The 12614-nt window shown below is 65.0% G+C and carries 13 protein-coding genes; 4 read left to right on the forward strand and 9 right to left on the reverse strand.

Translation table 11 applies throughout. From position 1 onward, the window contains the following. Positions 1–205: 205 nt before the first annotated feature. Both C6571_RS13480 and tsaE read right to left on the reverse strand, forming a co-directional pair. Positions 206–1708: an N-acetylmuramoyl-L-alanine amidase gene (locus C6571_RS13480; protein WP_106447136.1), complete on the reverse strand. Its 1503-nt coding sequence runs from the start codon at positions 1706–1708 to the stop codon at positions 206–208. Beyond that, the gene (tsaE, locus tag C6571_RS13485; RefSeq protein WP_106447137.1) at positions 1705–2220 is read right to left on the reverse strand and encodes a tRNA (adenosine(37)-N6)-threonylcarbamoyltransferase complex ATPase subunit type 1 TsaE; all 516 of its coding nucleotides are present in this window, start codon (positions 2218–2220) and stop codon (positions 1705–1707) included. Before tsaE ends, C6571_RS13480 begins: the two co-directional genes overlap by 4 nt. 12 nt (positions 2221–2232) lie before the next feature. On the opposite strand from tsaE, the gene queG reads away from it, so the two are divergent. Next, positions 2233–3279: a tRNA epoxyqueuosine(34) reductase QueG gene (gene queG, locus C6571_RS13490; protein ID WP_106448244.1), complete on the forward strand. Its 1047-nt coding sequence runs from the start codon at positions 2233–2235 to the stop codon at positions 3277–3279. Between the two features lie 227 nt (positions 3280–3506). Here queG and C6571_RS13495 read toward each other — a convergent pair whose 3' ends face one another. Next, complete coding sequence (locus C6571_RS13495) at positions 3507–4412, reverse strand: AEC family transporter (RefSeq protein WP_106447138.1); 906 nt, start codon at positions 4410–4412, stop codon at positions 3507–3509. Positions 4413–4487: 75 nt separating this feature from the next. Here C6571_RS13495 and xerD point away from each other — a divergent pair, with 75 nt between their 5' ends. Next, on the forward strand, positions 4488–5393 hold the full coding sequence (xerD, locus tag C6571_RS13500; protein ID WP_106447139.1) for a site-specific tyrosine recombinase XerD: 906 nt from the start codon (positions 4488–4490) through the stop codon (positions 5391–5393). 8 nt (positions 5394–5401) lie between these two features. On the opposite strand, the gene C6571_RS13505 is transcribed toward xerD, so the two are convergent. The 3 genes from C6571_RS13505 to C6571_RS13515 all read right to left on the reverse strand — a co-directional run bounded on the left by C6571_RS13505 (position 5402) and on the right by C6571_RS13515 (position 8920). After that, positions 5402–6682: an EAL and HDOD domain-containing protein gene (locus C6571_RS13505; RefSeq protein WP_106447140.1), complete on the reverse strand. Its 1281-nt coding sequence runs from the start codon at positions 6680–6682 to the stop codon at positions 5402–5404. Between the two features lie 72 nt (positions 6683–6754). Then, positions 6755–8017 (reverse strand): EAL and HDOD domain-containing protein, encoded by a 1263-nt coding sequence (locus C6571_RS13510; protein WP_106447141.1) that lies wholly within the window; start codon positions 8015–8017, stop codon positions 6755–6757. A gap of 78 nt (positions 8018–8095) precedes the next feature. Next, the gene (locus C6571_RS13515; RefSeq protein WP_106447142.1) at positions 8096–8920 is read right to left on the reverse strand and encodes a ferritin-like domain-containing protein; all 825 of its coding nucleotides are present in this window, start codon (positions 8918–8920) and stop codon (positions 8096–8098) included. A 62-nt stretch (positions 8921–8982) separates the two neighbouring features. On the opposite strand from C6571_RS13515, the gene C6571_RS13520 reads away from it, so the two are divergent. Continuing rightward, positions 8983–9516, forward strand: a complete 534-nt coding sequence (locus tag C6571_RS13520; protein ID WP_106447143.1) for a gamma carbonic anhydrase family protein — start codon at positions 8983–8985, stop codon at positions 9514–9516. A gap of 11 nt (positions 9517–9527) precedes the next feature. Further along, positions 9528–10511, forward strand: coding sequence for an Hsp33 family molecular chaperone HslO (gene hslO, locus C6571_RS13525; RefSeq protein ID WP_106447144.1), 984 nt, complete (start codon positions 9528–9530; stop codon positions 10509–10511). A 112-nt stretch (positions 10512–10623) separates the two neighbouring features. Here hslO and C6571_RS13530 read toward each other — a convergent pair whose 3' ends face one another. The 3 genes from C6571_RS13530 to C6571_RS13540 form a co-directional block, all read right to left on the reverse strand. After that, positions 10624–10899 carry an FtsB family cell division protein gene (locus C6571_RS13530; RefSeq protein WP_106447145.1) on the reverse strand — a complete coding sequence of 92 codons (276 nt, stop codon included), beginning with the start codon at positions 10897–10899 and terminating at the stop codon, positions 10624–10626. Positions 10900–10926: 27 nt separating this feature from the next. Continuing rightward, the gene (eno, locus tag C6571_RS13535; RefSeq protein ID WP_106447146.1) at positions 10927–12210 is read right to left on the reverse strand and encodes a phosphopyruvate hydratase; all 1284 of its coding nucleotides are present in this window, start codon (positions 12208–12210) and stop codon (positions 10927–10929) included. Between the two features lie 113 nt (positions 12211–12323). Further along, positions 12324–12614, reverse strand: coding sequence for a DUF1330 domain-containing protein (locus C6571_RS13540; protein WP_106447147.1), 291 nt, complete (start codon positions 12612–12614; stop codon positions 12324–12326).

Consider the following 12614-nt stretch of genomic DNA (forward strand, 5'->3'; position numbering starts at 1 on the left):
GCCCGTGCGTCCGCACGCTCATGGAGCGCAACGCCGAGGGGCGGGCTCTGATCACCTTCCCTTCGGGTTGCCTCGCAAAGGGGCTGTATCCGGCGTTGCCCGCGCTTGCAAGGAGGACCAGCCTTGCTGCGCACGTGCGCCTTGCATACAGCCCCTTTACGGGCCAACGCGATCCCCTTGCAGAGGGTTAACAGGCCCGAGTGTGTCAAACCGAGCGGCTGCGCGCAAGCGGCGGGTTCTTGGCGAAGTAGCGCGTGATGCCGCGCATCAGCGCGTCGGCCAATTGCTCCTGGTAGGCGCTGCTGCGCAGGCGCTTTTCTTCTTCCGGGTTGCTGATGAACGCGGTTTCCACGAGCACGCTGGGAATGTCCGGCGCCTTGAGCACGGCAAAGCCTGCCTGCTCGACGCGCGGCTTGTGCAGTTTGGCCATGCCGCCAATCTCGCCCAGCAGCACGCTGCCGAGTTTCAGGCTGTCGTTGATCTGCGCCGTGGTGCTCATGTCGATCAGGGCGCGGCGCACATGCTGATCCTGGGCGCGCACGTTGAGCCCGCCCACCAGATCGGCCTGGTTTTCCTTGTTGGCCAGCCAGCGCGCGGCCGAACTGGACGCGCCGCTCTGGCTCAGCGCAAACACGCTCGCACCGCGCGCGTCGGGGTTGGTGAAGGCGTCGGCATGGATGCTGACGAACAGGTCGGCCTGCACCCGCTGCGCCTTTTGTACGCGTACGCCCAGCGGCACGAAATAGTCGGCGTCGCGCGTCAGGTAGGCGCGCATGGGGTTGCCGCCCACGGTGGTGGCGTTGATGCGCTCGCGCAGCAAATGCGCCACTTTGAGCACCACGTCCTTCTCGCGCGTGCCGGCGGGGCCGGTGGCGCCGGGGTCTTCGCCGCCGTGGCCGGGGTCCAGCGCCACGATGATCAAACGGTCTGTTTTTCGCCCCAGGGCCAGCGCGGGGGCCTCGGCCGGGCGCTTGGAGGGCAGCGCGAGCGCGCCAGCTGCTGCCACCGGATCGCCGGCCGCTGGCAAGGCCAAGGGTATGGCAGGCGCGGCCGCGTCCCGTGTGCCGCCCGCGCGGGCGATGAGTTCACCCAGCGGGTCGGGCGCGGCAGCGGCGGGCGCGTCGGAGCCTGGCGCTGTGGCGGTGGCCGTGGTGGTGGCTGCACGCTCTGCGGCGGGGCCGGTTTCGGGCGAGAGCTGCAGGCGCTCGGCAATTAATGAATCCAGCGGGTCGACCGGAACTTCGGGGTAGAGGTCAAACACCAGCCGGTGACCGTAGGCGGCCACGGGAGCGAGCGAAAACACCTGGGGCTTGGCGGCCCGCTTGAGGTCGACCACCAGGCGCACCACGTTTGGGGCGTTCTGGCCGACGCGGATGCCTGCAATGTTGGGGTCGTCGCGGCCCACTTTGGCCACGAGTTCGCGCAGTTGGGGGCTGAGATCGATGCCTTCAATGTCCACGGCCAGGCGCGGCGGCGTGGTGACGAAAAACTGGCGCGCCTTGAGCTGACCGTCGGATTCCAGTGTCACGCGCGAATACTCTGGGGCGGGCCAGATGCGCACCGCCACAATGCTGGCGCCTCGCGCAATCTGCTGGCGCCCGAGCAGCAGCACCAGGCTGCCGGCCTGCAACAGCGTGCGCCGCGAGGGCAGCACAGCGCGGTTGCTTGCGGGGCTCTCGGTGCTCAGGTGGGGGGCAGTGGGCTTCATGGGTGCAGTCCTTGCAGCAGGTCTTCGCCATGCGGCGTGCCTGCTTGCAAGGTGGCGCGCCGCGCGGTTTCGTTCAATGCTTCAATGTGGATAGCAAGGTCCGCAGGCGGGATCAGGCCGGCAGCCTTCTCTGGCCATTCTGCCAGCTTCAGGCCGGTGCTGGCAAATAGCTCGCGAAAACCCGCGTCTTCCCATTCGCGCGGGTCGCTGAAGCGGTAGAAATCAAAGTGCCAGATGGCAAGGTTTTCGGCTTCGTGCGGCTCCACCACGGCGTAGGTGGGGCTCTTGATGCGGCCCTGCACCCCGAGCGCGCGCAGCAGATGGCGCACCAGCGTGGTCTTGCCCGCGCCCAAGTCGCCCTGCAGGCTGAGAAAGGCGTTGGCGATACCCGGTAAGGCGGCGAGCTGTCGCGCGAAGGCCGCAGTATCGTCCTCACTCTCCCACACCAGCGAGCGGGTCTTGTGCGCGGGGGGCGTTTCTACAATCGGGCGATGGTGTTCAGCAGCAGTCAACTCGTTCCTCAAATTAAGCAATGGGCGCGCGAGCTGGGATTTTCCCAAATTGGCGTGGCCGGTGTGGATCTGTCGTCCGCCGAGCCGGGTTTGCAGGCCTGGCTGGCGCAGGGTTTTCATGGCGAGATGCACTACATGGAGGCGCACGGTATGCGCCGCGCGCGCCCGGCGGAACTGGTGCCGGGCACGGTGAGCGTGATCACCGCGCGCATGGACTACCTTCCAAGAGACACGCCCGACGGCTGGCAAGCGATCGAGTTTGCGCGTCTGGCCGACCCGCAGCAAGCCGCAGTTTCCGTTTATGCCCGGGGGCGCGACTACCACAAGGTGCTGCGCGCACGCCTGCAAAAGCTGTGCGACCGCATTGCCGAGGCCGTCGGCCCGACGGGCTACCGCGTATTCACAGATTCCGCGCCGGTGCTCGAAGCCGAGCTGGCCGCGCGCAGCGGGCAGGGCTGGCGCGGCAAACACACGCTGGTGCTCAACCGCGAAGCGGGCTCCATGTCGTTCCTGGGCGAGATCTACATCGACATGCCACTGCCCGAGAGCGAGCCGGTGAGCGCCCACTGCGGCAGCTGCCAGGCCTGCATCGACGTCTGCCCCACACAGGCCATCATTGCGCCCTACCGGCTCGATGCCCGGCGCTGCATTTCCTACCTGACCATCGAGCATGCGGGTCCCATTCCGCTGGAGTTGCGGCGCCCGATTGGCAACCGCGTCTACGGCTGCGACGACTGCCAGCTGATCTGCCCCTGGAACAAGTATGCGCAGGCCAGTCCCTTGGCCGACTTCGATGCCCGCGCCGGGCTCAGCGGCGAGCAACTGGTGGATCTGCTTGCCTGGGACGAAGCGACGTTTTTGCGAACGACCGAAGGCGGCCCGATCCGCCGTATCGGCCACGAGCGGTGGCTGCGCAATGTGGCAGTGGCGCTGGGGAATGCCCTGGCCAAGACCCACGACGCCCGATTGCGCGCCGCGCTGAGCGCCCGCGCCGCGCACGAGAGCGCGCTGGTGCGCGAGCATGTGCAGTGGGCGCTGGAGAACGAAAATATTGAATGAAATAGGCCTCTGGGGACGTCCTGCATAACTCCTCGCGGCGTGTGATAGCCCGGACTCGGGCGGTCTGCGTCGTTGCGTTTCACAGCCAATAGCTACGGCTATTGCCTGCAAAACGTGCCTAGCATCCCATCCCGATCCGCGCTACACCCACTCGCGTAGAGTTTTGCAGGACATCCCTAGCGCTTATTCTGTAAGCGTAAGCAGCTATCAATTGCATAGTGCCGAACTCAGCGCAGCACGCCCAGCGCCAGCGACAAGCTGGCCGGTCCGAGCACGGTAGAGAGCGTCACCAGCCCCGCCACGTACGGCCCGTTGTAGCCCATGCGCGCCGCGAGCACGTAGCAGCTCGACGAAGTGGGCAAGGCCGCAAACGCCAACAGCACCGTGGTTTGCATGGCATCAAGCGCCAGAAGCCGCGCCACGCCCCAGGCCACCAGGGGTTGCAGCAGATGGCGGATGGACAACACGGCGACGCTCAGCGGCCGGTTGTCCTTGAGCGAGCCGAACTGCAGTCCGGCGCCGGCCGCCATCAGTCCCAGGGCAATGGCTGCCGCGCCGACGCGGGTCACGCTGGGCGCCAGGAGTTCTGGAATGTGCAGACCCAGCAGATTGGCGCACAGGCCGGCGCCGGTGGCCAGAATCAAGGGGTTGCGCAGCAGTTCGCGGGCAAAGTGGTGCTCGCCGTGGCGCGCCATGGGCCACACGGCGGCCACGTTGAAGAGCGGCACCGACACCCCGATCAGCACCGCAATCAGCTGCAGGCCTTGCGGGCCGGCCAGGCGATCAGCGAGTGCCAGGCCAATGAAGGAGTTGAAACGAAACGCCACCTGCGCCGCGCCCGCGTGCTCGCGCGCGTCGATGTGCCGGCGCAGCCCCGGCAGATAGGGCAGGGCATAGGCCATCGCAATGCCTGCCAGCCCGCTGAGCAGCCCCGCCGCAATCAGCGCCGAGGCCGGGCCCAGTTCGATGGGGGTTTTGACGATGGACTGGAACAGCAGCACCGGAAACAGCAGGTAGTAGACCAGCGCTTCCACCGGCTGCCAGACGCTGCGGTTGAGTGGCGTGAATCGGCACACCAGGTAACCCAGCAGGATGAGCGAGAAATCGGGAAAGAGGATTTGTGCGTAGACCACGGCGCGCAGGATACCTGGGCTGGTTGTGCTGCTCTGCCAGGTGCTGCCGGGCGTGCCGTTCTGCTATCGTTTCGCATGCCATTTTTTGAAGCCAGCCAGAGCGCCATCGACCAGTTTGCCGACGCGCTGTGGCTCGAAGACGGCTTGTCGCGCAACACGCTCTCGGCCTACCGCAGCGATCTGCGGCATTTTGCCCAGTGGCTGGCAGCGCAGGCGGCGCCGCTGGCGCTGGATGCGGTGGCCGAGCACCATATTCAGGCCTATTTTTCGGCGCGCCACCACGGCACCCGCGCCACGACGGCCAACCGGCGCCTCACGGTGCTGCGCCGCTATTTTCATTGGGCGCTGCGCGAGCGACGCATCGACGCCGACCCCACCGCGCGCCTGCAGGCGGCACGCCAGGCGCTGCGCGTGCCCAAGACGCTCTCGACGGCGCAGGTGGAAGCGCTGCTGGCGGCGCCCGACGTGCGCACCGCGCTGGGCCTGCGCGACCGCAGCATGCTCGAACTCATGTACGCCAGCGGCCTGCGGGTCTCCGAACTGGTGCAGCTCAAAACCTGGAACCTGGACCTGGGCGCCGGCGTGCTGCGTGTCCTGGGCAAGGGCGGAAAGGAGCGCATGGTGCCCTTCGGCGAAGAAGCGGGAAGCTGGCTGGAACGTTACCAGGCCGAGGCGCGCGCCGCCATTCTTTCCGGGCAGCAGAGCGAAGATTTGTTTGTGACCGCGCGCGGCAGCGGCATGACGCGGGTGCGCTTCTGGGGCATCGTGCGCGAACACGCGCTGCGCGCCGGCATCACGTCACCGCTCTCGCCACACACCTTGCGCCATGCCTTTGCCACGCATTTGCTCAACCACGGCGCCGACCTGCGCGTGGTGCAGTTGCTGCTGGGCCATGCGGATATTTCAACCACCACGATCTACACCCACGTAGCGCGCGAGCGCCTGCGCGAGCTGCACGCGCGCCACCATCCGCGCGGTTGAAGGCGCTTTTATTCGCCGCCCAGGCTGTCGGCCCACGCCAGGGCCTGCAAGTGGGCCCAGTTGACTTGGTGGTTGGAGAGCTGGAGCTGCTCCGCGTTGTGCGCAAAGGCAGCTTCGTCGCCGCTCTCGCAGGCTTTGGCCAAGGCCAGGAAGGGCGCGAAGATGCCGCGATCGTGCAGCAAGGCATCGACCACCGACTCGGGCAGCGCCACCGAATTGAGCGCCTTGTCCAGCGGCATGCCCAGCATGGTGTCGAGCATGGAGAAAACGCCGACCACAAAGGCGTTGTCGCAGTCTTCTGCGGGCAGCAATTCCAGCGCCAGCAGTTCCATCAGGCGGCCACGCACCACGGCCATGGTGCCTACGGCAGGCGGCGAGCCGCCAGCGCGCGAGGTGGTCAGCAGCAGGGCGGCCCAGCGAAACAGCTTTTTCAGGCCCAGGATCATCACCGCGTGGCGGAACGAGGTGATCTCACACTGCAGTCCGAAACCTGAGGAATTGATGAAACGCAGCAGGTTGAACGACAGCGTCGGATCGCGCTTGAGCAGCTCTTCGATCTCGGCGGTGCTGCCTTGGCGCCGCACCAGGTTGATGAGCTGGATGATGGTGGCCTGCGAGGGGCGGATGGTCTTGGCCTGCACCAGGGAAGGCTTGGCAAACCAGTAGCCCTGAAACAGCTTGACGCCCAGGTCGGCCATGCGCTGGAACTGCTCAGCCGTTTCCACTTTCTCGGCCACGATCTCTGCCTGGCTGTAAGTGCGGGCAAATTGCACCAGCGGGCCGGCCAGTTCGGGTTTGAAGGCGGCCATGTCGAGCTTGATGAAGGCGGCCATCGGCACCCAGCTGGCGTAGGGCCGGCGCAGTACCTGCTGGTCAAACGCCAGCCGAAAACCGCGCGTCTTGAGTTCGCTGAAGATGTCCAGGCAGGCGGCAATGGCTTCCGGCGTAGCACCGTCGGGTAGCGTGGGCACTTCAAGCACCACCTTGTCGGGGTGAATCAGCTCCAGGTGGCCGCCGGCCAGGCTCTCGTGCGTGCAATTGATGAACACGGTGAGTTTGCCCACGAGCGCCTCGGCGCCTCCATAGGACAGGGCATTGAAAAGCAGGGCGGCATCGCTGGCGGCGGTATGCGCGTCGTGCGCCGTCGAGCGGTCAAACAGCTCGTAGCCGAACACGGCGCGATTGGCATCCACGATCGCCTGGCGGGCGATCACCGCCATGTCGCCAGCCGCCGCAGCGTCAGGAGAAGCGGCGGGGATGTCTGCGGTGTTGTCGGTGGATGAAGACATGGGCGACCTGAAAAGAAAAGAGGGAATGCACCGTTGCGTGCCGGCTTTGATTTTAGGGGGCAGCTGCGGTGTCTACTCGCCGATGCGGTCCGCCCAGGCCAAGGCCTTGAGGTGGGCGCCGTTGATCTGCGCGCTGGACAGGTTCAGGGCCGCCGCTGCGGTCTCGAAAGTGGCCTCATCGCTGTTCTCGCAGGCCTGGGCCAGCTGCAGCAAGGCACCGAGCGGACCTTCGCGGCGCAGCAAGGCGTTCGAGACCGGCTCGGGCACGGTGATGAGATGCAGCGCCGACTCCATGGGCATGCCCAGCATGGCATCGAGCAGCGAGAAGATGCCGACCACGAAGGCTTCGTCCGCCAGCTCCTGATCAAAAATCTCCAGCGCCAGCAGTTCCATCAGCCGCCCACGCACCACGGCGGTGCTACCCACGGAAGGCGGGGGCCCGCCGTTGCGTGACAGTGTGAGCAGCAAGGCGCCCCATCGGAACAGCTTTTTCAGCCCCAGAAGCATCACGGCCTGGCGAAACGAGGTGATTTCGCGCGTCAGGCCAAAGCCGGAGGAGTTGATCAGCCGCATCAGGTTGAAGGCCAGGCCGGCGTCCTTTTTCAGGACTTCTTCGATCTCTTCGGTGCTGGCTTGTTTGCGCACCAGGCTGATCAATTCCAGGATGGCTGCCTGTGAGGGTGAAACCAGCCGCGTCTGCACCAAGGAGGGTTTGGCAAACCAGTAGCCCTGGAACAGGTCGATGCCCTGGCTGGACGCCATGTCGTACTGCTGCGCCGTCTCTACCTTTTCAGCGACCAATTCGGCCTGGGTATGGCGGCCGGCGTAGCTGATCAGCACCGCCAACTGGTCGGGCGCCAGAACCGACAGGTCCAGCTTGATGTAGTCCGCCAAGGGCAGCCAGGCGGCATAGGCCGACTGCAATATGGTGTGGTTGAAGGCCAGGTGAAAGCCGCGTTCGCGCAGCGCGGCCAGCATGGGGTAGCGCGCGCTGACCTCTTCGGTGGCGGCATGGCCAAGCGGCGGGATCTCCAGCACCACCTTGTCCGGATCGATCAATTCGAGATGGCCTCCAGAGAGGCTTTCGTGGGTGCAGTTCACGAAGATCAGCGTGCTGCCGACCAGATCTTCGGCGCCGGCATGCGAGAGCGCGGTGAACACCAGGGCTACATCGGTGGCCGCAGTGTGGCCGGGGCCGGTGCGCGAGCGGTTGAACAGCTCATAGCCAACCACTGCCTGCTGCGAATTGACGATGGCCTGGCGCGCGATCATGGCCACGGAAGAGTCGTTGGCGGGTGTCAGCATCGGCGGGACAGGAGAAGACAGACTGGACATGGTGGGTGGGTGCCGTGGCAAGCTTAAAACGGATTGCAACGGCTTGCCGCTGCGTGCTCCAGGCTTGCGATGCTGATTCTAGAAAGCATTGGGCCTGTTGGATGCATTTTCTCCATACGTGAGCCATGCCAGTTCGGTTTCGGTAAAGCCCGCGCGGCGCCGGGCCTCAAGATTGAGGGGCGGCTTGGGCTGCGGCGCTTCATGGCGCTGCACCAGTACAGTGTAGTGGGCCTCGGCATCGAGTCCGTCGCGTTCACACAGCCAGCGATACCAGTGGTTACCAATGGCCACGTGGCCGACTTCTTCGCGCAGGATGGTCTCAAGAATGTCGGCTGCCGCCAGCGCATCGGCGGCGCCAGTCTGGCGCAGCTTGCGCTGAATCAGCGGCGTGGCATCCAGGCCGCGCGCCTCCAGGGTGCGGGGCACCAGCGCCATGCGGGCCAGCACGTCGCCACGCGTTTTCTCGCACATGGTCCACAGCCCCTGGTGGGCGGGGAAATCGCCGTAGTCGTGGCCCTGGCTGCGCAGGTGCTCGCGCAGCAGGCTGAAATGCTGCGCTTCTTCTGCGGCGATGCGCAGCCAGTCGAGGTAGTAGCGCTGAGGCATGCCCGAGAAACGCCAGACGGCGTCGAGCGCCAGGTTGATGGCGTTGAACTCGATGTGGGCAATGGCATGCAGCAGCACGGCGCGCCCTGCTGGCGTGGCGGGCGAACGCCGTGCCACCTGGCTGTGCGCCAGCAGTGCCGGGCGCTCGGGCCGGCCGGGCAGGTCGTGCGGCTCGACAGGTGTTTCGTCTGCTATTGAAAAAGAAGCTGCATGCGCTTGCAGATCCAGTGTCTGCCTCACTTTCTGGTCAACATCCGAAAGGCAGAGAACCTGCAGGGCACGTTGTCGAAGTTCCATCCCTACAATTGTAGAAAGCATTCCGCAGCGATGGCTTGCGGGAACAGCACACAAGGAACAGCATGGCAGTGTATGCATTGGACGGCGCAGAGCCGAAGTTGGCGCCGGGCGCCTGGGTCGCGGACAGCGCGCAGGTGATGGGCGCGGTGACATTGGGCGAAAACGCCAGTGTGTGGTTTGGCACGGTGGTGCGTGGCGATACCGAAAGCATCACCGTGGGCGCTGGATCGAACGTTCAGGACGCGAGCGTTCTGCACGCCGATTTTGGTCAGCCGCTGGTGATTGGCGAGCGCGTCACCGTCGGCCACAAGGTGATGCTGCACGGCTGCACCATTGGCGACGAGAGCCTGATCGGCATTGGCGCCGTGATTCTCAATGGCGCGAAGATTGGTAAAAACTGCCTCGTCGGCGCAGGCGCTCTGGTCACCGAGGGCAAGGAGTTCCCCGATGGATCGATGATTCTGGGCAGCCCCGCCAAGGTGGTGCGCCAGCTCACGCCCGAGCAGATGGAAGGTTTGCGCAACAGCGCGCAGCACTACGTCGACAACGCGCGCCGCTTTCGCGCGGGGCTGCGCCGCATCGATTCGGCAGCCTGACGGGACAGAGCGTGTCTGAATTGCACAAATTCATTTTCGAGGGCCTGCCGGTGCGCGGCGCCATCGTGCGTCTGGAGGGCGCCTGGCAGGAAATGCTGGCGCGTCGCGCCGCCAACTCCATCAGTGGCGCCTACCCGGTGCCCGTGCGCGAACTGTTGGGTGAGATGGCCGCCGCCGGCGTGCTGATGCAGTCGTCCATCAAGTTCAACGGCGCACTGGTACTGCAGATCTTTGGCGACGGGCCGCTGCGCCTGGCGGTGGCCGAGGTGCAATCCAATCTGTCGCTGCGTGCCACCGCCGCGATCACCGGCGAGGTGCACGAACACGCCACGCTCACGGCCTTGGTCAACGTGGCCGGGGGCGGGCGCTGCGCCATCACCCTGGACCCGCAAGACAAATTCCCCGGTCAGCAACCCTACCAGGGCGTGGTGCCGTTGGTGGATGTGCATGAGCGCCCGCTCGGTTCCCTGAGCGAGGTGCTGGCGCACTACATGCGCCAGTCCGAGCAACTGGAGGCGACGCTGGTGCTGGCAGCCAACGACCAGGTGGCCGCAGGCCTGCTGATCCAGCGGATGCCGGTGCAGGGCGAGGCCAACCTGGCCGGCAGTTCGGGCGAGTCGGCTGCCCACGGCGACGATGAGGAATACAACCGCATCGCCACGCTGGCGGCGAGTTTGACCCGCGAGGAACTGCTGGCACTGGACGTGGACACGATTCTTCGCCGCCTGTTCTGGGAAGAGCAAGTGGCGCGTTTTGCCCCGCAGACGGGTACGCAAGGCCCGCGCTTTGCCTGCTCGTGCAGCCGCGAGCGTGTCGGCCGCATGTTGGAGACCCTGGGGCGCGAAGAAGCCGAGAGCATTCTGGCCGAGCAGGGCCAGATCGAAGTGGGCTGCGAGTACTGTGGTCAGCAGTACCGTTTTGACGCGGTGGATGCGGCGCAGATTTTTGCTGCAGCTCCCGTGCAACAGCCACCGGGACCGGTGAGCTTGCAATAGCGGGGCACCTGCCACAGCATAAAATGTAAGCAAAAATAGCTGCTAGCGCTTATCCAGCAAGCGTTGGCAGCTATTTTTTTAATAGTTAATTGTGGGGTGCGGAGTTAATTCTTCAGGGCAGGTACTGCACAAAAATCTCGTCGGGCTTGACCATGCCGAGTTCACTGCGCGCCTTTTCTTCCACCATGTCCAGACCTTCGCGCAAGTCCTGCACCTCGGACGCCAAGCGTTTGTTGGCCTCCTGCGCCGCGTCGTTGGCGTCGTTCTGGTTGCGCAGTTGCTGCTGCATGGCGCTCACGCGCGGCAGGCTGCCCCGACCCAGCCACAGCTGCCCCTGCACCGCAGCCAGCAGCGCAAGCAGCACCACCGTGACGATGCGTGAACCCATGGCGTGCGCTTTGGACTGAGACGGCGCTTAGCGCAGGTTGTAGAACGCGCGGCGGCCGGGGTAGTGGGCGATGTCGCCCAGGTCTTCCTCGATGCGCAAGAGCTGGTTGTACTTGGCCATGCGGTCCGAGCGCGACAGCGAGCCGGTTTTGATCTGGCCTGCGTTGGTGCCGACCGCGATATCGGCAATCGTGCTGTCCTCGGTCTCGCCCGAGCGGTGGCTGATGACGGCGGTGTAGCCGGCTCGCTTGGCCATCTCGATGGCGGCAAAGGTCTCGGTCAGGGTGCCGATCTGGTTGATCTTGATGAGGATCGAGTTGGCAATGCCCTTGTCGATGCCTTCCTGCAGGATCTTGGTGTTGGTGACAAACAGGTCGTCGCCCACCAGCTGCACGTTTTTGCCAAGGCGATCCGAGAGAATCTTCCAGCCATCCCAGTCGCCTTCGGCCATGCCGTCCTCCACGCTGATGATGGGGTACTTGTCGCACCAGGTGGCGAGCATGTCGGTCCAGGCCTGGGCGCTGAGCGAAAGCCCTTCACCGGCCAGGCGGTATTGGCCATCCTTGTAGAACTCGCTGGCGGCGCAGTCCAGGCCCAGCGCAATCTGCTCGCCCGCCGTGTAGCCGGCTGCGTCGATGGCTTGCAAAATCAGCTCGATCGCCGCTTCGTGGTTCGCCACGCTGGGGGCGAAACCGCCTTCGTCGCCGACCGCCGTGCTCATACCCTTGTCGTTGATGATCTTCTTGAGCGCATGGAACACCTCGGCACCCCAGCGCACCGCTTCGCGAAAGCTCGGCGCGCCGACCGGGATGATCATGAATTCCTGGATGTCGAGCGTGTTATTGGCGTGCGCGCCGCCGTTGATCACGTTCATCATCGGCACCGGCAACTGCATGCCGCCCATGCCGCCCAGATAGCGGTACAGCGGCAGGCCCGATTCCTCGGCGGCCGCGCGGGCCACGGCCATCGATACGGCCAGCATGGCGTTGGCGCCCAGGCGGCTCTTGTTGTCGGTGCCGTCGAGGTCAATCAGGGTCTTGTCGAGAAACGCCTGCTCGGTGGCGTCCAGGCCGAGTACGGCTTCGGAGATTTCGGTGTTGATGTGTTCCACCGCCTTCAGAACGCCCTTGCCCAGGTACCGGGACTTGTCGCCGTCGCGCAGCTCGATGGCTTCGCGCGAGCCGGTGGAGGCGCCGGATGGCACGGCCGCGCGGCCCATCACGCCCGATTCGAGCAGCACGTCGCATTCGACGGTGGGGTTGCCTCGGGAATCGAGAATTTCACGGCCTACGATGTCAACAATGGCACTCATGGGGTTCCTTACAGGGTTTCAGTCGGGGGTGTGCGTCAGAGCGAAAAATTTAAGAGATTTTGGCTTCTAGCGCTTATCAGGTCTACGTCGGTAGCTATTCTATTCAGAGCGAATCAAACGCCTTCCACACATACTAGCCGCATGATGGCTGCGCCCTCGCGCGCCGTGCGCGCCTTGCGGTACTCAGGCGAGTCGTGAAATGCCAGGGCGGCTTCGAAGCTTGGAAACTTGAGCACCACCGTGCGCCCGGGATTCCAGTCGCCTTCCAGCACTTCTACCCTGCCACCGCGAATGCACACCTCCGCACCGTGGACGCGCATGGCTTCGCTGCTCCATTTTTTGTACTCTTCGTACTGCTCGGGGTTGGTCACCTCGACCGAGGCAATGATGTAGCCACTGGCCAT

This window comes from Simplicispira suum (assembly GCF_003008595.1).
Taxonomy (GTDB): domain Bacteria; phylum Pseudomonadota; class Gammaproteobacteria; order Burkholderiales; family Burkholderiaceae_C; genus Simplicispira; species Simplicispira suum.

Bases quoted from the DNA above. Each gene is read 5' to 3' on its own strand.
- C6571_RS13530 (WP_106447145.1), bottom strand. From the start codon at position 10,899: ATGGGTTCACGCATCGTCACGGTGGTGCTGCTTGCGCTGCTGGCTGCG.
- C6571_RS13510 (WP_106447141.1), bottom strand. From the start codon at position 8,017: ATGTCCAGTCTGTCTTCTCCTGTCCCGCCGATGCTGACACCCGCCAAC.
- xerD (WP_106447139.1), top strand. From the start codon at position 4,488: ATGCCATTTTTTGAAGCCAGCCAGAGCGCCATCGACCAGTTTGCCGAC.
- C6571_RS13505 (WP_106447140.1), bottom strand. From the start codon at position 6,682: ATGTCTTCATCCACCGACAACACCGCAGACATCCCCGCCGCTTCTCCT.
- C6571_RS13480 (WP_106447136.1), bottom strand. From the start codon at position 1,708: ATGAAGCCCACTGCCCCCCACCTGAGCACCGAGAGCCCCGCAAGCAAC.
- C6571_RS13520 (WP_106447143.1), top strand. From the start codon at position 8,983: ATGGCAGTGTATGCATTGGACGGCGCAGAGCCGAAGTTGGCGCCGGGC.
- C6571_RS13515 (WP_106447142.1), bottom strand. From the start codon at position 8,920: ATGGAACTTCGACAACGTGCCCTGCAGGTTCTCTGCCTTTCGGATGTT.
- C6571_RS13540 (WP_106447147.1), bottom strand. From the start codon at position 12,614: ATGGCCAGTGGCTACATCATTGCCTCGGTCGAGGTGACCAACCCCGAG.
- eno (WP_106447146.1), bottom strand. From the start codon at position 12,210: ATGAGTGCCATTGTTGACATCGTAGGCCGTGAAATTCTCGATTCCCGA.